We start from the raw sequence: 20,870 nt of genomic DNA, 5'->3' as shown, positions 1-20,870 counted from the left end.
GGTTTCGGTGATTTCCGGATCGGCCCGAGCACGATCACGCCGATCGATTGCGGTACGTCACGCGCTGGTGGGTCCCGGCGCGCGAGGTAGGAAGTGGGAGCGGATCATGCTGTCCAACGGGGATGTCTTCGCGGGCTACATTATCGAGCGGCAACTGGGCCGCGGGGGAATGGGCTCGGTATATCTGGCCAAGCATCCCCGCCTGCCCCGGCTGACGGCGCTCAAGCTGCTGAACCGGGAGATGGTGTTCGACAAGGAGGTTCGCGCGCGTTTCGAGCGCGAGGCCGATCTGGTCGCCCAGCTCGATCACCACAATATCGTCACCGTCTACGACCGCGGGCTCGAAGACGGTCAGCTGTGGATCTCCATGCAGTACGTCGACGGCGTGGACGCCTCCGGGGTGACTCCGCAGACGCTGCCGCCGGAGCGGGCCGTGCAGATCGTCGCCGAGACCGGGGACGCGCTGGACTACGCGCACCGCAACGAGGTGCTGCACCGCGATGTGAAGCCGGCGAACATTCTGCTGGCGCGATCCACCGGCGGCAAGGGCGAGCGGGTCTATCTCACCGACTTCGGCATCGCGCGCCTGCGCGACGACCACGGCCAGAACCTCACCCAGACCGGCACCTTCACCGCGACCCTGGCCTACGCCTCCCCGGAACAGCTCACCGGTTCCCCGCTGGACGGCAGCTCCGACCAGTATTCGCTAGCCTGCACCCTGTTCTGGCTGCTGACCGGGTCCGGTCCGTTCTCGGCGACCAATCCGGCCGCCGTCATCCAGGGGCATTTGCAGCAACCGCCGCCGCCGCTGAGCGGGCTGCGGCCCGGTCTGCCGCATTCGCTGGATCTGGTGATGGCCAAGGCCATGGCCAAGCGCCCGGAGGACCGCTTCCCCAGCTGCGCCGATTTCGCCGCCGCCGCCCGGCGCGCGCTGACCGCGCCCAGCGCTCCGGCCATGCCGCTGGTGAATCCGCGTACCGCGCCGCCGCAGCCGGTCATGGGTGCGAGCCCGACGATCGCGCAGCCGGCCGGTGGGTTCATGAACGGCGCGCCGACGCAGACCTCCGGCGGGCATATGCAGCCCGCAGGCGGGTCGATGCAGACGGGCGGGCCGCGGCCGAACATCTCGGGTTCGGCGCCGACGGTGACGCCGAATCAGTATTCGGCACAGGTGAATACGGCCACACCGCCGCCGCAGCAGCTGTATAACTCCGGCGCCCGGCCGACGAATCAGTACACCGGCCCGCCGACGTACAACTACACGAATCAGTCGGGCAATTACGCGAATCAGTCCGGTAACTACGCGAATCAGTCCGGCAACCATGCCAATCCGGCGGGGCCGCCGCCGAATATGCGCCCTCCGATGGGCCCGCCCCACGCGCAGCCGCCGAAGAAGTCCAATACCGGACTGATCATCGGCGCGATCATCGGCGTTGTAGTGCTCGCCATCGCGGCCGTCGTGGTGCTGGTCGCGCTCAGCGGCGGCAGCAATAAGGCCGGTGGCACGACCACCACCGCGAAGGCGCCGACAACTTCCGCGTACGCGTCCACCCCGGCCCACGCGTCCACCTCCGCCGCCCCCGCCTCCTCCGGGAGCTCGTCCGGTACACCGGCCGATGTGGCCGGGATCAGCGCCCAGTTCTCGCATCTGGTCCCGGCCACCGCCACCGGTGATACCGGCTACAACGGCGCGAGCTGTTGGGTGGCCGATCCGAAGAGTCCGCCGGACAAGTCCGACGGCGAACCCGATTTCGGTGATTGGGCGGCGCAGTGGCGTTGCTTCGGCGGCGGCAACAATGACGATCCGTTCTATCGGATCTACGCCTACTCGTCGGCGGACAAGGTGAAATCGGTGGTCAGCGGCCTGAAGCCGGACAAGACGTCCAGCGATGCCAGCGGCGGCAAGACCTACACCAACTACGAGTTCACCGGTTCCCGGCCGCGCATGGTCACCGTCTTCACCGGCGACAACAACCGCACCCAGTACCTCATGTACACCGACGGCGTCGCGGGCAGCATGGACGCCCTACTGACCTGGTGGCGCTCCGCACCTTTGAACTGACGGGCTTGTCGGGTCCGCCGCGCGCGCGTTAGGGTCCGGTCCGGGTAATCGGCGGAAAGGGACTCGGTGCTGCGCAGCGGAGAGACGTTCGCGGGTTACCTGATCGAACGTGAGCTCGGTCGTGGCGGGATGGGGTCGGTGTACCTGGCCCAGCATCCGCGGCTGCCGCGGCGGACCGCACTCAAGCTGCTCAATCGGGAACTGTTCGGCGACAATGAGATTCGGGCCCGCTTCGAGCGGGAGGCCGATCTGATCACGCGGCTCGAGCATCCGCACATCGTGCCGATCTACGATCGCGGCGTCGAGGGCGACCGGCTGTGGATCTCCATGCGCTATATCGACGGTGTGGACGCCTCCACCCTGAATTCGGCGGAATTGCCGCCGCGGCAGGCGATCCGGATCATCGCCGATACCGCCAAGGCGCTGGATTTCGCGCATCGCAAGGGTGTGCTGCACCGGGATGTGAAGCCCGCCAATATCCTGCTCGAACGCGATGAGGGCGAGGAGCGGGTCTTCCTGGCGGACTTCGGCATTGCCCGCCTGCGCGAGGATTCCACCAGGCTCACCCAGACCGGTTCCTTCACGGCCACGCTCGCCTATGCAGCCCCGGAACAGCTGATCGGCAAACCGCTCGATCACCGCTGCGACCAGTACTCCCTGGCCTGCACCCTGTTTCGCCTGCTCACGGGTGATATTCCGTTCGCCGCAGAACATCCGGTCGCGATCATGCAGGGTCACCTCAACCAGCCGCCGCCCCTGGTCAGCGTGCTGCGCCCGGGGCTGCCCCAGGCCCTGGACGCGGTCATGGCCCGCGCCATGGCCAAGGAACCCGCGGATCGCTTCCCTTCGTGCACCGCCTTCGCGGTCGCGGCGCAGCAGGCGCTCACCACTCCGGCCGGTTACGCGCCGACCCGTCAACTCCCGCCGAATGCAACTCCCGCCGGAAACGGATCGGGCCGCGGCCAATTCGCGACCCAGTCACCGGCTGGTCAGGGCTGGTCGGGAGCGCCCCAGGCCGGGGAGGTACCCGGCTCGCCGGCAAGGCAATTCGCGCCTCGGCACGGATCGGGCTCACACACGGTGAACCCCGCGCTCCACTACGGTCCGGCGGTGGGCGGGCAGATCCCGTACGCCGGAGGGATGACGCCGCCTCGGACGGCGGCCATGTCCGCGCCGTTCACGGGTCAGCCTGCGGCCAGGCAGCTTCCGAGCGGTGCGTCGGTGACGCCCACCCGGGGGCTGACCGCGCCGGGTGGGCCGGTGCGCGGCGGGAAGCCGCCGGGAGCGCGCACGGTGTTCAGCGGTAAGCCGCCGGCCAAACCGCGTAAGCGCAGGTCGAAGCTTCGCGGCTGCTTGCTGGGTCTGGTCTTGCTCGTGGTGGTCCCGGTGGTCGCGGTCGCCGGCTGCATCGCCTACGCCAATCGGCAGATGCCCTCGGCGCCGCCCGCGGTGATCACCACCCACCTGCCCTCGCCCGGCGTGACCGATGAGCAGACCTATGACCCGACGGAGGATCCGACCACTTCCGCACCGGTGCCCACCGGTGAGGTCGCCCCTATGCGGTGATCATCAGCCCTCAGGATGATCTAAGGAATCCATGAGGGTGCGGCTCTCCGGGCGATCCCGGATGGCGTCCGGCGAGGAACCTCGACACACTGGACGTCATGACTTCGAATGTCTCCGATACCGTCGGCCTCGACGCGGGCGCTGACACGGTCGCCGCCCGCGCGACCGATCTGGTGAAGATCTACGGCTCGGGCGACACCCAGGTCCGAGCTCTAGACGGGGTGACGGCCGAGTTTGCGCGGGGGGAGTTCACCGCCATCATGGGGCCGTCGGGCTCCGGCAAGTCCACCCTCATGCACTGCCTCGCCGGTTTGGACGAGGCCACCGCGGGCGCGGTGCACATCGGCGATACCAATCTCACCGAGCTGTCCGACAAGGGCATGACCCAGCTGCGCCGCGACCGGATCGGATTCGTCTTCCAGGCCTTCAATCTCGTGCCGACGCTCACGGCGCTGGAGAACATCACGCTGCCGCTCGATATCGCGGGCCGCAAGGCCGATGAGGAGTGGCTCTCGACCGTGCTCAAGCGGCTCGGCCTCAACGATCGCCTCACGCACCGGCCCAGTGAGCTCTCCGGCGGCCAGCAGCAGCGCGTCGCGTGCGCGCGGGCGCTGGCGGGCAAGCCGGACATCATCTTCGGTGACGAGCCGACCGGCAACCTGGACTCCAGATCTTCCGGTGAGGTGCTGTCGATTCTGCGTGCGGCCGTCGACGAATTCGGGCAGACCGTGGTGATCGTGACGCACGATCCGCGCGCCGCGTCCTATGCCGATCGCGTGGTCTTCCTGGCCGACGGTCGCCTGGTCGACGAATTGCGTTCGCCCACCGCCGATTCCGTGCTCGACAAGATGAAGTCGCTGGAGACCAACTGATGGCCGGAAGTCCCATGCGCAAGGTTGCCTTGCGCAACCTCGCCGCGCACAAGGTGCGGCTGATGCTCACCCTGCTGTCGGTGGTGCTCGGAACTGCCTTCATCGCAGGGTCTTTCGTCTTCACCGACAGCCTGCAGCACACCTTCGACGATATCTTCGCCAATCAGGCCAAGGGCGTCGATGTCCGGGTAAGCCCGAAAGAGCGGCAGTCCCTGGGCATTCCGAACGAGACGGTCGACAAGATCGCGGGCATGAACGATGTGCGCGCGGTCGCTCCCGGCGTGAACGGGCCGGTGGTGCTGCTCAAGGACGGTAAGGCCGTACAGACCGGCGGCGCACCGACTTCCGGCACCTCGTACCTGCCGCCGGACAAGTCCGTCGCCGCGCCCGATAAGTACAGCGCCGGTGGACCGCCCACCAAGGACGGCGAGATCTCCATCAACCGGGGCGGCGCCGATCTCGCGGGGCTGCACGTGGGTGATCAGACCAAGGTGCTGGTCCCGTCCAAGGGCAATATCGACGTCACGGTGTCGGGCATCTACGACCTGCCGGGCAATACCGGCGGATTCATCAATCTGTATTTCGACGATGCGCAGGCCAAGCAATTGTTCACCGACGGTGAGCATGTCGCCTTCGTCGATATCGCCGCCAAACCCGGTGTGCAGCCGGATGCGCTGCGCGATCAGATCGCCAAGGTCTTCCCCGATTACAAGGTGCAGGACGGCGATCAGGTCCGCGCCGATATGAAGAAGCAGATCGGCGATGCGCTCAAGTTCATCAATTACTTCCTGCTCGCCTTCGGCGCCATCGCGCTGATCGTCGGCACCTTCATCATCTACAACACCTTCTCCATGCTCGTCGCGCAGCGCCTGCGGGAACTGGCGCTGCTGCGGGCGATCGGTGCGAGCCGGCAGCAGGTGGGCCGCTCCGTGGTCGGTGAGGCGCTCATCATCGGATTGCTCGGCAGCGCACTGGGACTCGCGGCCGGAGTCGGGCTGGCCCTCGGGCTCTCGGCGCTGCTCAATGCCTTCAACCTGGGCCTGCCGACCGGAACGATGTCACTGCAGCCGCGCACCGTCCTGGTGGCGCTCGGCGTCGGCACGCTGGTGACCGTGTTCAGCGCCTACGCGCCCGCCCGCCGCGCGGCGACCATTCCGCCGGTCGAGGCCATGCGCGCCGAACTCGGTTCGGGAACCGAGTCCAGCCGGGTGCGCGCCATCAGCGGTGCGGTGCTGGGCGTGGCCGGTGCGATCCTGGTCTATCTCGGATCGCGCAATGCCGGTGGCAATGCCGCCCTCACCGTCGGAATCGGCGCGCTGGCACTGATTTTCGCGGTGCTGCTGGCCTCCCCGGCGCTCTCGCAGCCGGTGGTGCGGGTGCTCGCGGTGCTGGTGCGGCCCTTCGGTCCGGTCGGTGTGATGGCGCGCAACAATGCGCTGCGCAATCCGCGCCGCACCGCGGCCACCGCCTTCGCGCTCACCCTGGGGCTCATGCTGGTGACCGCCATCGGCATGCTCGGCTCCTCGTCCAAGGCCAGCATCAGTGATCTGGTGGACAAGGGCGTCAAGGCCGACTTCATTCTGCAGGGACCGGCCAACAGTCTGGTCGGCGTTCCGCTGGCGGCCGGGCCAGCGGTGCAAGCCATTCCGGGCGTGCAGGATGTGGTGCAGTTCCACGGTGTGGCGCTCAAGGTCGGCAGTGATCAGCTGCTCGGCACCGTGCCCGAGGGGCCCCTGAACAAGGTGCTCGGCTACGACCTGAAGCAGGGCACCGACCAGCTGGGCGACAACGGCATCATGGTGTCGGAAACCGAAGCGGGCGACCATAATTGGCATGCCGGCCAGACCGTCGATGTGACCAGTCTCGACAATAAGAAGTACCAGGTTGTCGTCGAGGGCATCTACAAGGACACCCAGCTGCTCGGCACGATGGTGGCGCCGATGGCGCTGTACGACCAGGTCATGCCGGTCAGCTTCCGCACCAACTTCATTGTGCTGATCACCGCGCAGCCGGGGGCGGACCTGTCGGTCATGCGCACCAACCTGGAGAAGGCCGTCGATCAGTGGGCCGTGGTTCAGGTGCAGGACCGCAATGATTTCAAGGGTGCGCAGGGCAAGCAGATCAACACCATGCTGGCCATCCTGTACGGGCTGCTGGCGCTGGCGGTGGTGATCGCGATTCTCGGCATCGTCAATACGCTGGCGCTGTCGGTGGTGGAACGCCGCCGGGAGATCGGCATGCTGCGTGCCGTCGGCATGCAGCGACCACAGGTGCGGCGCACCATCTATCTGGAGTCGATGCTGATCGCGATCTTCGGTGCGGTGATCGGCGTGGTGCTCGGGCTGGGGCTCGGCGCCGGATTCCTGCGCACGCTAAGGGATCTCGGCCTGCAGCAGATCGCGGTGCCGTGGGGGCAGATCGTGATCATGATGGTCAGCTCGGCCGTGGTCGGCGTGCTCGCGGCGCTGTGGCCCGCCATTCGTGCGGCACGGACGCCACCGCTGGCGGCCATCGCCGATATGTAGGCGGAAGCCACTGGGTAGCACAGGATTCGGCCGGTCACCTCGAGGTGACCGGCCGAATCCTGTTGTCGGGGAAGGTCAGCGGTAGTACAGGATCGTGACGACCACGACGATGACGATGAGCAGAATCGCGGTGACGCCCGCGATCATCCAGCCGACCGGGAACGAACTGCTCTCGGGCGCAGAGTATGTCGGCTGCTGGGCGGGGCCGGACGAATAACCCGTCGACTGATTGGCATAGGCCGGGCCGCTGGACGGATTCTGGTAGACCGGGGCCGGATTCTGATAGGCGGGCGCCTGATTCTGATACGCCGGTCCGGAGTTCTGCACCGGATTCTGGTACGCAGGACCCGAGAGCGGGTTCTGGTAGGCCGCTCCGGAGACCGGCCCGACCTGCGGGCGCGGGGTGGCCGGAGTCGGAATCACCGGCTGCGGGCGGGCCGGGGTGGGCTGTCTGGGCGCGACGACAATCGGCTGCGGATGCGCCGGGGTCGGCGGGCGCGGCGGCACGGCCGGTCGCAGGGCCTGCTCGACGGCGGCGGCGAATTCGGCGCAGGAGCGGTACCGGTCCTGCGGGCGCTTGGCCAGCGCCCGCGCGAGCACCGGGTCGATGGTCCGGGGGAGCTCCGTGCGCAGTGGGGTCGCCGGCGGCGGCGGCAGCTGCAGGTGGCCGCGAATCACCGCGGCGGGGCTGGCGCCCTCGAAAGGGACCACGCCGGTGAGCAATTGGAACAGCGTGCAGGCCAGCGCGTACTGATCGGAGCGGCCGTCGATGACCGAGCCGGTCAGCTGCTCGGGGGAGGCGTAGGCCAGGGTGGCGGTCACCGTGCCGGTCTGGGTCAGATGGCCGGTGTCGTCCCGCAGCCGGGCAATGCCGAAATCGGTGAGATAGACCCGCTCGCCGCCCCCGGCCTTGCTCGAGGACCGGGCCAGCAGGATATTCGCCGGTTTCACATCCCGGTGCAGGACGCCGCGACCGTGCGCGTAGTCCAGGGCCTTAGCGGTTTCGGAGATGATCTGCGCGGCGCGCAGCGGTGGCAGCGTGCCCGCCTTGACGGTGGAGGCGTTCACACCGTCCACGTACTGCATGGAGATCCACAGCTGCTCGTCCTCGGTGCCGCGGTCGTAGACCGTGACAATATTCGGATGATCGAGCTGCGCCACCAGATCCGCCTCCCGGATGAACCGGGCGCGGATCTCGGTATCGCTGAACATCTCCTGATTCAGCAGCTTCAGCGCGGTCTTGCGCGGCAGGCGGGGATGCCGGGCCAGATACACCGACCCCATACCGCCGCGGCCGAGCTCGCGTTCGACGACGAACCCCGCGAATACATCACCGGTGCGCAAAGTACGGCCCCCGTTCCACGAGTCAGATCCGCAGGTAGCTTAGCTCTGTTTATTTGGCCTCCGCTTCGCTCCGGCGGGTTCGCGGCCCTGTTACCCGGTTCTTCCGTCTTCCGCTCCACAGACAAACGGGTGAGGCCCTTGTCGTTCGGGATGCGGTCTGCGGATGGCATGGTGCTCGGCCGGGCCACTGGATCGCCCGATGTGGGTGTCCGGATTCGATCAAGGCCCCGGTGTCTGGTCCGCGTGGGCCAAGATCTCCAAGGCGGTCTCACCCTGAGTCCGGTGTTGGCGCGACAGCGCGCGCCACGCGGAATGTTCGGGTACGAGTTGGGTGGCCAGCATGGAGATTCGACGCCGGTCGGAGCCCGTGAAGTCTGCGCGTTCCGCGAACGGATCCTCGATGCACGCCAGCAGTGCGGCGGCGTCGTAAAGGTGCCGGTCCCGATCTCGGGAATCCGTCGTGTAAGCCGCTGTCTTGAGAATCACGGCACCGAATGGGCGCGGCACGGAGATCTCTGCGACTACCCCCGCTTCTATCTCGATGCGTGCGTTGATGGTTCGGCGTAGCGCTTGGGTGCCACCTTCGATGCGGACCATTTCGCGGCCGCGGAGTCGTTCGACAACCCTGGGTGCCGGATGATCGGAGATCAAGACATCGACGTGATCCTCGGTCGGGACGCCAGCGACGAGGTCGACCTTTGTCGTTCCGCGAACGAAACGGTGCGCTGTGTTGTTGCGTGGGTCGATAGACGGCTGTAGTCGATACCCGAGGCTTTCGAGGGCGGTCGCCGCGGCGGCTGGAATTCCACGCTGGATCTCGATGTGCAGCACGATATCCACGTCGTTAGTCGGGCGAACGACGCCGATTCCGTAGTGGATTGTGTGCAGCTGGGTCATGAGCCCGCCGACCAGAGTCCAGTTGTCACGCGGTAGTGCGGTGGCCAGTTCAGCAACATTGGGCCACGGTGTTGGCCAGCCGCCGGGTAAGGAAACGATGTTGATCGTCGGTCGCTGTGGTTGATCGCTCATCGGTATGCCGCCAGCATCTCAGCGAGAGCACGCTGTCCAACCCCCCGAATGCGGGGATCGATTACGGTCGCGGCGTCGAGCGCCGCGACGACGGCGCTCGTGGAAACGATCTTGCGGACTTGGTCGAAGTCGAAGCCGGTAACACGCAGGGTGATGTCACCGGAGGACGTGGTGCGGAGACCGAGAGTCCGAACCGCGTTGTCGAGATCTGATGCGGCGATGTAGCCGTCGATTTGGTTTTCTGCGCTGTCGACGACGCCGAGGGCATTCATATTGGGGCGCAGGATGATTGCACGAAGCCGGGGCAACGCGGCACGGTGAGCCGCGAATGTTTGCACGTGCGCACGGTCGCGGACCCGCGAAACCAGCTCACCCGGGTCTGCTAGTTCCCGGAGCGTACGTCGGATACGCGAGGTCTGGGTAGGGCCGAGCCAGTCAGCCTCTTCGCCGGAGAGGACTGCGATCGCCCCCCATGCCGTATGCTCCGCCCACGAGCGAGTTCGACCTTGGCGCTGCGAACTCAGGTAGCGATCCACCGAGTCTCGCTCGAGCACTCCGCGGGCGACTTGGGTCAGGCTTCCAGAATTCACGAGGCGACGGACATGCCGAATTGAAATACCTAGCAGTGCCGCCGCTACTTCGAGGCCTACGAAGTCACTTTCGGTCATGACAGATAATGTCCCATTTCGGACCTAATCTGTAAAGTGCATTGGCATCGTCGACACGAAATGCAATCCGCAGCCCACCGCGGATCGTAATATCCTGCTCGTCCACCGGTCCGCCCGGTTCGTATGCTGGTCCGTCAGGGACGTATCCGCCACTCCAGCCCCGACCATCGATCGCAACTGGGCGCGTTGCTGCCCGGCCTGATCCGCGACGCTCAGATCGCGGCCCGCATTGCCGAAGACCGCCGCTCCGCGCGCCGTACCCTCGCCGGCCCGACGTATCGGCACGTGCACACCAGCTTCTCTCAACCGGTAATGGCCGCACACGCAACGACTCTCGGAGTGGAACTGCGCCAGCCCGGTGAGGCGTTGCGCGCGGTCCGCTCCATCGACGCCGACCACATCGTGTCCGTGCCACGCCGCAGCCGTCACCTCATCGAAGTTGCCCGCGCCCACACCCAGCGCGACGAAAACACCGCCGCACGCACCATGCTCGTGAAGTCCGAACAGACTGCGCCCGAGACGATCCGATACAACGGATTCGCCCGCGACATGCTCCGGGGCTTGTTGAAAAAGCAACCGACCGGCATGCGCACCGGCGTACGTGAACTGAGCCAACGGGTGGGTGTCCGGGTTTAGACAGCCAGACCCTTCAGCTGAATCGGAGTGAATCGAATTCCGTTCCACTGATGTCGTCGTAGAACTTGGTTCCGACGAACGTACAGACGACAACTGGACTTATATAACCTCCTTGGACAAGCTGGTCGAACGTCTCGCCAAGGAGTGACCGGTAGTTTCGTGGGAAACAGTTGTCGCGCTAGCCATTTCGATTCACGCCTCGGGAGCCGCCAACCGGTTTGTGCGGCTGGTGAGCCGCAGTCCAGAACTGGCAGGTCGCGAACTTTGGGGATTTCGGTCTTCGGGTCTATGGCTTGCCCGCATTGAGGTTGGCCCAGGCTTGGACGTCGCCGCGGTCGAGGGCTACGGCCAGTAGGTCGGGGAAGCGGTCGGGGGTGCAGGCGAAGGCGGGGACGCCGAGGGCGGTGAGGGCGGCGGCGTTGTCGTGGTCGTAGGCGGGGGCGCCCTCGTCGGAGAGGGCCAGTAGGACTACGACCTGGACGCCGGACTCCTTCATGCTGCGGATGCGGCGGAGCATTTCGGCGCGGACGCCGCCCTCGTAGAGGTCGGAGATCAGGACGAAGAGGCTGGCCTCGGGGCGGGTGATGAGCGATTGCGAGTAGGCGATGGCGCGATTGATATCGGTGCCGCCGCCGAGCTGGGTGCCGAACAGGACGTCCACCGGATCGGCCAGCTTGTCGGTGAGATCCACGACAGCGGTGTCGAACACCACCAGCGAGGTCTTCAGCGAGCGCATGGAGGCCAGCACCGCGCCGAAGACCGAGGCGTACACCACGCTCGAGGCCATGGATCCGGATTGGTCGATGGCCAGCACCACATCGCGGCGCACCGCCTGCGCCTTGCGGCCGTAGCCGACCAGGCGTTCCGGGACCACCGTGCGGTGTTCGGGCAGATAGTTGGCCAGATTCTTGCGAATGGTGCGGTCCCAGTCGATATCCCGCAGTTTGGGCCGCGATACCCGGGCCGCCCGATTCAGCGCGCCGCCGACCGCCGCGATGGTCTGTGCCGCCAGCCGCCGCTCGATCTCGCGCACCACCTTCCCCACCACCATGCGCGCGGTGGCCTTGGTGGTCTCGGGCATCACCCGATTCAGGCTCAGCAGCGTGCCCACCAGATGCACATCCGGCTCCACCGCCTCCAAAAGCTCGGGCTCCAACAGCAATTCGGTCAGATTCAGCCGATCCACCGCATCCCGCTGCATCACCTCCACCACGGTCGAGGGGAAATACCGCCGAATATCACCCAGCCACCGCGCCACCTGCGGCGCGGACCCGCCGAGCCCGCCACTGCGCCGCCCGCTCGCCCCACCCCGGGCATCAGCGTCATAGAGCGCCCCCAGCGCCCGATCCATGGCCACATCCTCGGCGCCCCCGAGCCCGCCCAACCCGGCCTCGGCAGCACCGCCCAGCACCAATCGCCAACGCCGCGACTGCATTTCATCGGTCATCGGTTCGGTGTCGAGTCGCACGGGTTCGGTCATCCTGCTACTCCGAGGATTTCGGCGGCGGCGCGAAGTGCAAGTTCGCCGCGGGCGGTGTTGTATTCGGTGCTGGTGGTGCTCGAGGTGGTGGGGGCGCCGTGGCGGACGGCCTGGCCGATGGCTTGGCGTTCGCCGGTGTCGAAGGCGCCGAAGGTGCGGCGGAGGAGGGGGAGGGTGGCGACGAACTGGTCTTCGTCGAGTTCGCAGAGCCAGGTGTCGATGAGGCTCAGCATATTTCGGTCGTGGACGAGCAGGAGGCCGCGGCCGCCCAGGAAGCCGTCGATCCAGGACGCCTTGTCGATTGCGCTGTGGCCCACCGAGAGTGCGGCCGAGAGTCGGCGGGCCGATTCGTCGGCGTCGATGAGTTCGGCGTCGCAGAGCAGCCGGACCGCGCGGCCCACCAGGGCGCCGTTGACATCGTCGCGATCGGCGAGGGCGCGCAGGGCGGAAAGCCACGTGCTGGTGGCCCATTCGCTCTCCCGCGCGGAGAGCGCCAGGTGCACCGCATCGATGAGGGCGCGCAGTTCGGCGGCGGCATCACCGTCCAGCCCGGTGACGGCGCCGGGCAGACCGGCGCAGACGCGCACCAGCAGGCCGTCGGCCACCCGGGTGAGGGCGTCGGTATCGGTGCCGCGCACATCGCCGTAGCGCAGGGTGCGCAGCAGGCCCGGTAGCGCGGCCAGCAGATGGGTGGCGTCGTGGTCCAGTGCCGCAACCGATTCCAGGCGGGTGATCAGGCCCTCGGTGGCCCCGCCGAGGTCGGCCAGCAGCGCCGATTCCAGCGCCGCTGAGACCGTGCCCACGGTGGCATCCGGTGCGGCGACCGCATCGAGGATCTTGGCCTCGGCGGCAATGCGCAGGGTGGTGCCCCAGCGCGCCGCCTCCACCACCGCGATGGCCAGCTCCGGCCGCCATCGCAGGGTCCAGGTCTCGCGGAAGGTGCCGGTATTGCGCACCTCGCTGTCGGTGAGCCGGCCCCAATCGATGCCGAGCAGCCGGAGCCGGTGCAGCAGCCGGGATTTCGCCATCCCGTTCTCGGTGCGCAGGTCCAGGTCCACCGTGCGCTCCAGGGCCTGCTGCTTCAGGCGCAGGGTCTTCGCCTGGGCGCGCAGATCGGCCTCCAGCGGTACCGTCGGCGTACCGTCCGGCACCGCGCCCAACGCCTCGCCGACCACCATTTCGGTGCTGACCAGCCGCAGCAGGGTCTCGTCACCATCGCACAGCACCGCCCGCGTCGCCTCGGTCACCTCGGACAGGCCCGCGAGGGGCCGCCCGCGCAGGGTCGCGAGAGCCTCTGCCAGCCGGACGGATTCGATGATGTGCGCACTCGACACCGGCAGATCGTGCCGGCGCAGCATGCCCGCCACCTTGGTGAGCCAGCGCGCGATCGGCTGCTCGGTCTGGGTGAACAGGTGGTGGTACCAGCCGGGCGAGGTAATGCCCGCGCCGTATCCGGAGGCCGTCGACAGGCGCGAATGCGTCCACGGCACCCAGGTCAGCGTCGCCTTGCCCTTGGGCAGACCCTTCAGGATCCGCGCATCCGCGACGGCCGGGCCGAGCTTGCCGGACAGGGCCGGGCCGTGCCACGCGCCGCAGACGATGGCGAGTCGCTGCGCGCCGTCCTTCAGCACCTTTCGCATGACCTGCCGCATATGCGCCTCCCGGCGCAGCGTGTGCTCGTCGATCGCGGCGGTTTCGCGCAGGGCCGTCATGCCCTCGTTCACCGCATCGAAAATATCGGCGTCCGAGGAGGATTCGACAATCGCGTCCCACCAGCGCTCGGCATCGTCGTAGCCGCCCGCCTCGGCGAGTTCCGCCAGGGGATCGCTGCGATCACCGGGCTCGTCGTCGAGGGCCAGCGTCATCGCGGCGGGCAGATCGAAAAAGCCTACGGACACGTCGTTTTCGGCGCCGTACCGCATGGCCTGCCACTCCGGGGAGAACACCGCGAAGGGCCACAGCGCGGCCTTGGCGGGTTGATCCGGCTGGTAGCCCAGCAGGGCCACCGGCGGTTCCATGCCCTCGGCGGCGATATAGCCGAGCAGCGGATCGGCATCCGCCGGTCCTTCGATGAGAATGGCGTCGGGAGAGAACTTTTCGAGGGCCAGGCGCAGAGAGCGCGCCGAACCGGGGCCGTGGTGGCGAATACCGAAGATCCGGGTCTCCGCCGTCACGGTGGTGGACACGGTGGTCATCAGCTCACCTCGCGGCAGGCCCGGTAGAAGTCGGCCCAGTCGGGACGCTGGCGCACCACGGCTTCCAGGTATTCGGTCCACACCACGGCATCGGCGACCGGATCCTTGATGATCGCGCCCAGCACCGCACCCGCGATATCCGAGGGCCGCAGCACACCGTCACCGAAGTGCGCGGCCAGGGCCAGACCATTGGTGATCACCGAGATCGCCTCGGCCGTGGAGAGCGTGCCGGACGGCGACTTCAGTTTGGTGCGGCCGTCGGCGGTCATCCCCGAGCGCAGCTCGCGGAAGACCCGGACCACGCGTCGCACCTCTTCGGCGGCGGCGGGCACGGCGGGCAATTCCAGTGCGACACCGAGCTGTTCGACCCGGCGGGTGACGATGGAGACCTCCTCGTCCTCCCCGGCCGGCAGTGGCAGGATCACGGTATTGAAGCGCCGCCGCAGCGCGGAGGACAGCTCGTTGACGCCGCGATCGCGGTCATTGGCGGTGGCGATGACATTGAAACCCTTGGCCGCCTGCACTTCCGTGCCCAGCTCCGGCACCGGCAGCGTCTTCTCCGAGAGCACGGTGATGAGCGCGTCCTGCACATCCGAGGGAATGCGGGTGAGCTCCTCCAGCCGGGCGATGGAACCGGCGCGCATGGCGGTCATGATCGGCGAGGGCACCAGGGCGGCCTCGCTCGGACCCTCCGCCAGCAGGCGCGCGTAGTTCCAGCCGTAGCGAATGGCCTCCTCCGCGGTGCCGGAGGTGCCCTGCACCAGCAGTGTGGACCTTCCGGAGACGGCGGCCGCAAGGTGTTCGGACACCCAGGTTTTCGCGGTGCCGGGCACCCCGAGCAGCAGCAGCGCCCGATCGGTGGCGAGGGTGGCGACCGCGACCTCCATGAGGCGGCGCGAGCCCACGTATTTGGGGCTGATCACGGTGCCGTCGGACAGGGTTCCGCCCAGCAGATAGGTGACCACGGCCCAGGGGGAGAGCTGCCAGGAGGGCGGGCGCGGGCGATCATCGGTTTTGGCCAGTGCGGCCAGTTCGTCGGCGAAGGCCTGTTCGGCGTGCGGGCGCAGCAGGGCGTCCTGCTCCTGAATGGTGCTCACATCAGCTCCTCGAGCATTGTCTTACGGTGAATGAGGTCGTGGGCGAGTTGGTCGAAGGCCTGCTCCCAGTAGGGATCTCCGCATTTGCGGGCGATACCGGTCACCATGTCGGCGGCGGTCACCGGGAAGTGGGAGGAGGCGGCGCGGAACAGGGTGCGATAGGAACCCGGGACCAGACTGGGCGCGCCCGGGCGGTCGGCGCAGAGCTGCGCGCGGTCCAGCAGCAGGCGCAGCACGTGTTCGGCCAGCGGGCCGGGCCAGGGCGCCGGCATGGCGCGCAGCAGGGATTCGATTTCGGCGAGCCAGCTGCTGTCCAGCCGGCGCAGATGCCGGATCTGATCATCGAGCGGTTGCAGGGCGAAGAGTTCGCGCAGTTTCTCACTGTCGGACTCGCCCGCCTCCTGGGCGGCGAAGGCCGCGAACAGCGCCTGCGCCCAGGACGAATCCCGCTGTGCCAGTGCGGCATCGGACCATCCCGCGAACATGGCGCCGCGCATGGTTTCGGTCATGGCCGTGCGCACCGCCTGTTCGGGCGGGCCGAGAACCCGCTCCCAGTGCCGCAGCGGGGTGGCGGCCACCACCCGGTGCAGCCATTCGGCGGCCAGATCGGGTGCGCCGTCGGCGCGATAGGCGGTGGCCGAATAGGCGGTGTAGCCGAAGGAATCTCCGATGCCGTCGCGGCGGGCGGCATCGTCGAGCACACCCGGACCGGTAGTGGTGAGCTCCGGCCGCCGCAGCCGCCGTCCGAAGGTCAGCCAGGCGCCGGCGCGCTCGGTCATGCGCTGCGCGAAGGCCGAATCGGGCAGGCGGCCCAGCAGATCCGCCGCCGTGCGGCGCACCTCGGCCCGGCGATCGTCCAGCGCGGATTCGAGCAATGCCTCATCCGCGAGCGAGAGTCCGTCGGCGAGCACCGCCAGCAGCTCCGATTTGCCGGGCCCGGATTCGGTGCCCCACGAACCGGTGAGCGCCGCCAGCGCGGCCGCCGGATCACGACGGCGCAACTGCACCAGCCACATTCGCCGTTCGGCGGCGCGGCCGTGCGACCACACCGACTCGTCCTCCACCGCGGCGCGCACCAGCGTGCGCCAGCCCGGATGCTGCGCGGCGAGCCAGCGCCCCCGCGCACCGGCCAGCTGCAGCAGCGGTTCTCGATGGGCCGCAAGCGCTTTCGCGCGCTCGAGCAGTACGCCGGCCAGCGCGTCCGGAGCCCGGAGGTCCCGTTCCCCGGCCACCGCGAGCCACTCGTCCAGGAACGGCGAATTATCGGCGAGCAGTTCCGCCAGCCGCGCCCCGGCCGCCACCGGCAATCGAGCGCGCTCATCGTCCTCCGCGACCGTGGGCAATTCCACCGAGCCGGTGCTGATCCCGCCCCGTGCGAAACAGTCGTGCAGCGCAACGGTTTCGAGTAGATCGGCCGCCGGATCACCCGTCAGCCGCGCGGCCGCCGCTGCCACCGGTCCGGCCAGCCCGGCCCGGTCCACCCCCCGCCGCGCCGTCCCGACCAGCGCGGCCGATACCAGTCCCGTACTCCCCGCATCGGACCGCGCCGACCCGCCCGGCACACCGTATGTGGTCCCCTCCGCCACACCGATGTCCACCACATCCCCGTCCTGCAGCGCCGCAACCGGCACCAGCCCGTCCGCCGTCCACTCCCCGACCACGGTCAGCGCATGCCCACCCGACAATCCCAGCAGCCGCCACGGCTCCCCGTCCGCAACTGCGATCGGCACCGCCGTCGAATCCGATTCCGCCAGATACCACCCACTTTCGTCCCGCACCGGCACCACCTCCGCCAACACCACCGGCCACGCCCGCGCAAACGGATCCGCCCCCACCGCCCGCGCCTGCTCCTCCAGCGCTCCCGCGATATCGCACGATTGCGGGATGGTGGTGAAGGGTTCGGGGTGGGTGTGGCGGGCGCCCCAGAGGGCGCGGAGGGGGGTGGAGGCGGGGTAGTAGTGCAGGTCGGCGTCGACTTGGTAGCCGGGGAGCGGAGTGTCCTGGGGGAAGCTGGGGCTGCCGTAGTGGTGGTCTACGAGCACGGCCCAGCGGGCGGAGGTGCGGCCGCGCAACCAGACTCGGCGGGTGTAGAGGCCGTCCTCGGTGGTGGTGCGGTGGCCTACGACCATCCAGTGGTCGCGCACGGGCGGTTCGGCGCGCACCGCGTCCACCGGGGTGGGGTAGCCGATGTGGGTGCGGACGCTGGCCTGCAGTGCGGGGGAGAGGGTTTCGAGGCGGCGGTGCGCGGTGGCGAGCAGGTGCAGGCGGGCGTATTCCCGCAGCAGCAGCTGGGGCCATTCGGAGCGGGCCGCCGCGCGGGGCAGTCGGCGCAGTGTGGCGGCCACGCCGGGCGCCTGGGCGTCGACCATGCGGGCCGCCACGGTTTCGAAGGCGGTCAGCGAGCGATCGGCCTGGGCCAGGCCGGTGCGGACCTGATCGGTCAGCCAGATATCGAGATCGGCGAGGCCGGCGGTGACGCGGGCCCGGCGCTGATCGGCCGTGGCGGATGTACCGGAGCGCGGCGTATTCGATTCGGGTACGGACTTTTTCGCTTCGCGCGCGGCACGCCCCGCCAGCCATTCGCCCGCGAAATCGGCAATGGTGTCGGTAGCGGCGATTTCGCCAGCAGACCAGGAAAGCAATAGCGACAATGCGTGTTTGCACGGAAATTTGCGACTCGGGCACGAGCATTTGTATGCGGGACCCGAGGTGTCGATGACGGTTTGATACGGGCGGCTGCCGCTGCCCTGACACAGTCCCCACAGTGCGGTGTCGTGCTGCCCGCCACCGCTCCACTTGCCGCGCAGCTTGCGCGCGGCGGTCAGCGATGCGGCATCCGGAGCCAGCGCCGCGATCTGCTCGGCGGTCCAGGCGGTGGTCATCAATGCCCCCTTCGTTCGTTCCCCCTATTTCTATCGCAGGGCACCGACAAGTACGAGAGGAAGTGATTTGCCGGGACGTGACTGTTGCGAAATGCGAAAAACCCGGCAGCACTGTGGAATTCGCTGTGTGGAAACTGCATTCGGCCCGGGTGAATGGCCGCCCGCCGATGCCTGCGCACGACCCACGGTAGGGTGCCGGGTATGTCCCGTGTGGCGATCGAATACTGCACCCAGTGTCGCTGGCTGCTGCGCGCGAGCTGGATGGCTCAGGAGTTGCTGACCACCTTCGCGACCGACCTCTCCGAGGTGGCGCTCATCCCCGGCGAGGGCGGCGTCTTCCGCATCACCGTGGACGGCGAACAGATCTGGGATCGTAAGGCGGACGGCGGTTTTCCCGAAATCCCCGTGCTCAAGCAGCGCGTGCGGGACCGGGTCGCCCCCGACCGCTCGCTCGGTCACTCGGACAAGAATGCGGAGCAGGCGAAGCCGCAGCCCGAATCGACCGACTAGTCCAGTCGGCCGGAGTCGGCGCGAATCAGCAGCAGCCCCCGCCGCCACAGCAGCCGCCGCCACCCGACGGCATGACCGGCGCGCTCGGCGCACTCCCGCCGCGGCCCACCGTTCCGAACGTGGTCAGCAATTTGACGGTGTCCGCATGCCCCTGCGGGCAGTCGGCCGGATCCGACGCCTGCGCCATCGGGCGCGACATCTCGAAGGTATCGCCGCAACTGCGGCAACGGTACGCATAGCTCGGCACCGGCCCAGGGTAGACCACCCGGCCCGGACCTGCGACGTCGCGCGCGGCCCTGCGACGCCGCGCACGATCACGGGTACCGCCGCCTGTATCGCCGCACCCAGTACCCTCGATTTACGGAGTACGAGGAGGTGGGCCTGTGAGCACTCAGGTATTCGACACATTGCCGGACGAGGGCACCCAACCGATCGCACGCACCGAATACGGCGACGTTCGTGGTCGCCGGCAGGGCTCGATCGACGTCTGGCGCGGTGTTCCGTACGCCGCGAGCACGGCCGGTCCGAACCGGTTCCGGCCCCCGCAGCCCGCGGAACGCTGGGACGGGGTGCGCGATTGCCTCGAATTCGGCGATATCGCGCCGCAGAGCGCGGGCTTCGTACCGGTGGATTCCGGACTGCATATGGGCGAGGACTGTCTCTGGCTCAATGTGTGGGCGCCGGCCACCCCCAGCGAGGAACCCCGCCCGGTCATGGTGTGGCTGCACGGCGGCGCGTTCTGCCTGGGCACCGCGGCGCAGGCCATCTACGACGGGCGGCGGCTGGCCGAGGTCGGCGATCTGATCGTGGTCAGCGTGAACTACCGGCTGGGCGCGCTCGGCTTCCTGGATCTGTCCGCGCTGGGCTCGGAGTTCACCACCAATCTGGGCCTGCGCGATCAGATCCTCGCCCTGGAGTGGGTGCGCGACAATATCGCGGCCTTCGGCGGCGATCCGGGCAGTGTGACCCTCTTCGGCGAATCCTCCGGTGCGGGCTGCGTGACCGCGCTGCTCACCTCACCGCTCTCGGCCGGGCTGTTCCATCGGGCCATTGCCCAATCACCGCCCGCCACTACGGTTTTCGGTCCGGAACGGGCGGCGGGTGTGGCCCGGCGCTACCTCGAACTGCTGGAACTGCCGCCGGAGCGGGCGGCCGAACTGCTGCACCTGCCCGTCGAGCAGATCGTCACCGCGGCGGGCATTCTCTTCGACGAGGTGCCCTCCAGGGAACCGGGCCGCCTGGCCGCGGTGCCGGTGGTGGACGGCGATGTGCTGCCCGGCTATCCGTCCGAACGTTTCCAGCAGGGCCGCTCACACCGGGTGCCGTTGATCATCGGTACCAATAAGGACGAGGCGTCCATGTTCCGGCTGTTCCGCTCGCCGATCATGCCGGTCACGCCCGAGGCGGTGAACGCGATGCTGTTCGGGGTGGCCGCCGAGCATCCCGGACTGTCGCCGGAGCGGATCGCCGAGATCGCCTCCGCCTATACCGTCAGCACCCCGCGCGGCGCGCTGACCATGTCGACCGATGCCGCCTTCCGCATGCCCGCGCGCTGGGTGGCCGAGGCGCACTCCGCGCATTCGCCGACCTGGGTGTACCGCTTCGACCACGCCACCCCGATGTTGAAGGCGGCGCGGGTGGGCGCCGGTCACGCCACCGAACTGCCCTATGTCTTCGGCAATTTCGGTTCCTTCGAACACGATCCGACCTTCTGGCTCGGCGGGCGCAAGGTCGCCCAGGAGGTGTCGGGCCGAATGATCCGGCGCTGGACGGCATTCGGCGCGCACGGGGTGCCCGCGGCGCTGGACGGGTCCAAGCACTGGCCGCCCTATACGGCGGCCGCGCGCAACACGCTGGTCATCGACAATGCCGACCGCATCGTCGACGATCCGGACCGTGACCGCAATTCGGTCTGGGGCGACCAGGTCGTCGGCTTCTACTGAGAGCGGTACGGGATCCACTGACGCGGTGGATCCCGCACCGCCGCAGTGGATCCCACCTACG

At 68.2% G+C, this 20,870-nt stretch carries 15 protein-coding genes; 7 read left to right on the top strand and 8 right to left on the bottom strand.

Translation table 11 applies throughout. The annotated features are described in order from the left end of the window. The first annotated feature begins 106 nt into the window (after nt 1–106). The 4 genes from OG326_RS37660 (at nt 107) to OG326_RS37645 (ending at nt 7,025) form a co-directional block, all read left to right on the top strand. Nucleotides 107–2,062: a protein kinase domain-containing protein gene (locus OG326_RS37660; protein ID WP_327141872.1), complete on the top strand. Its 1,956-nt coding sequence runs from the start codon at nt 107–109 to the stop codon at nt 2,060–2,062. Between the two features lie 66 nt (nt 2,063–2,128). Next, the gene (locus OG326_RS37655; RefSeq protein ID WP_327141871.1) at nt 2,129–3,628 is read left to right on the top strand and encodes a serine/threonine-protein kinase; all 1,500 of its coding nucleotides are present in this window, start codon (nt 2,129–2,131) and stop codon (nt 3,626–3,628) included. A 98-nt stretch (nt 3,629–3,726) separates the two neighbouring features. Further along, nucleotides 3,727–4,500: an ABC transporter ATP-binding protein gene (locus OG326_RS37650; protein WP_327141870.1), complete on the top strand. Its 774-nt coding sequence runs from the start codon at nt 3,727–3,729 to the stop codon at nt 4,498–4,500. Further along, nucleotides 4,500–7,025, top strand: a complete 2,526-nt coding sequence (locus OG326_RS37645; RefSeq protein WP_327141869.1) for an ABC transporter permease — start codon at nt 4,500–4,502, stop codon at nt 7,023–7,025. Before OG326_RS37650 ends, OG326_RS37645 begins: the two co-directional genes overlap by 1 nt. 75 nt (nt 7,026–7,100) lie before the next feature. Here the strand turns inward: OG326_RS37645 and OG326_RS37640 are convergent, their stop codons facing one another. The 3 genes from OG326_RS37640 to OG326_RS37630 form a co-directional block, all read right to left on the bottom strand. Then, on the bottom strand, nt 7,101–8,369 hold the full coding sequence (locus OG326_RS37640; RefSeq protein WP_327141868.1) for a serine/threonine-protein kinase: 1,269 nt from the start codon (nt 8,367–8,369) through the stop codon (nt 7,101–7,103). 219 nt (nt 8,370–8,588) lie between these two features. Continuing rightward, nucleotides 8,589–9,398, bottom strand: a complete 810-nt coding sequence (locus OG326_RS37635; protein WP_327141867.1) for a hypothetical protein — start codon at nt 9,396–9,398, stop codon at nt 8,589–8,591. Then, nucleotides 9,395–10,066: a helix-turn-helix domain-containing protein gene (locus OG326_RS37630; protein ID WP_327141866.1), complete on the bottom strand. Its 672-nt coding sequence runs from the start codon at nt 10,064–10,066 to the stop codon at nt 9,395–9,397. The genes OG326_RS37635 and OG326_RS37630 overlap by 4 nt, the downstream gene beginning before the upstream one ends. 123 nt (nt 10,067–10,189) lie before the next feature. Between OG326_RS37630 and OG326_RS37625 the strand changes: the two genes are divergently transcribed. Further along, on the top strand, nt 10,190–10,702 hold the full coding sequence (locus OG326_RS37625) for a hypothetical protein (protein ID WP_327141865.1): 513 nt from the start codon (nt 10,190–10,192) through the stop codon (nt 10,700–10,702). A gap of 286 nt (nt 10,703–10,988) precedes the next feature. On the opposite strand, the gene OG326_RS37620 is transcribed toward OG326_RS37625, so the two are convergent. The 4 genes from OG326_RS37620 to OG326_RS37605 are packed head-to-tail and all read right to left on the bottom strand — an operon-like array spanning nt 10,989 to nt 18,356. Beyond that, nucleotides 10,989–12,182 (bottom strand): VWA domain-containing protein, encoded by a 1,194-nt coding sequence (locus tag OG326_RS37620; protein ID WP_442790874.1) that lies wholly within the window; start codon nt 12,180–12,182, stop codon nt 10,989–10,991. Beyond that, nucleotides 12,179–14,377, bottom strand: coding sequence for a DUF5682 family protein (locus tag OG326_RS37615; protein WP_327141864.1), 2,199 nt, complete (start codon nt 14,375–14,377; stop codon nt 12,179–12,181). The genes OG326_RS37620 and OG326_RS37615 overlap by 4 nt, the downstream gene beginning before the upstream one ends. Next, nucleotides 14,377–15,474 (bottom strand): ATP-binding protein, encoded by a 1,098-nt coding sequence (locus OG326_RS37610; protein WP_327141863.1) that lies wholly within the window; start codon nt 15,472–15,474, stop codon nt 14,377–14,379. Before OG326_RS37610 ends, OG326_RS37615 begins: the two co-directional genes overlap by 1 nt. After that, the gene (locus OG326_RS37605) at nt 15,471–18,356 is read right to left on the bottom strand and encodes an SWIM zinc finger family protein (RefSeq protein WP_327141862.1); all 2,886 of its coding nucleotides are present in this window, start codon (nt 18,354–18,356) and stop codon (nt 15,471–15,473) included. Before OG326_RS37605 ends, OG326_RS37610 begins: the two co-directional genes overlap by 4 nt. A gap of 201 nt (nt 18,357–18,557) precedes the next feature. On the opposite strand from OG326_RS37605, the gene OG326_RS37600 reads away from it, so the two are divergent. Next, complete coding sequence (locus OG326_RS37600) at nt 18,558–18,866, top strand: SelT/SelW/SelH family protein (protein ID WP_327141861.1); 309 nt, start codon at nt 18,558–18,560, stop codon at nt 18,864–18,866. Between the two features lie 25 nt (nt 18,867–18,891). Here OG326_RS37600 and OG326_RS37595 read toward each other — a convergent pair whose 3' ends face one another. Then, the gene (locus OG326_RS37595; protein WP_327141860.1) at nt 18,892–19,113 is read right to left on the bottom strand and encodes an FmdB family zinc ribbon protein; all 222 of its coding nucleotides are present in this window, start codon (nt 19,111–19,113) and stop codon (nt 18,892–18,894) included. A gap of 136 nt (nt 19,114–19,249) precedes the next feature. Between OG326_RS37595 and OG326_RS37590 the strand changes: the two genes are divergently transcribed. Next, nucleotides 19,250–20,809, top strand: coding sequence for a carboxylesterase/lipase family protein (locus OG326_RS37590; protein ID WP_442790873.1), 1,560 nt, complete (start codon nt 19,250–19,252; stop codon nt 20,807–20,809). Nucleotides 20,810–20,870 lie beyond the last annotated feature (61 nt).

The sequence above is a fragment of the Nocardia sp. NBC_01327 genome, from assembly GCF_035958815.1.
Taxonomy (GTDB): domain Bacteria; phylum Actinomycetota; class Actinomycetes; order Mycobacteriales; family Mycobacteriaceae; genus Nocardia.
Note: the sequence above shows the minus strand (reverse complement) of the source record. Positions and strands in the feature narration are given on the sequence as shown.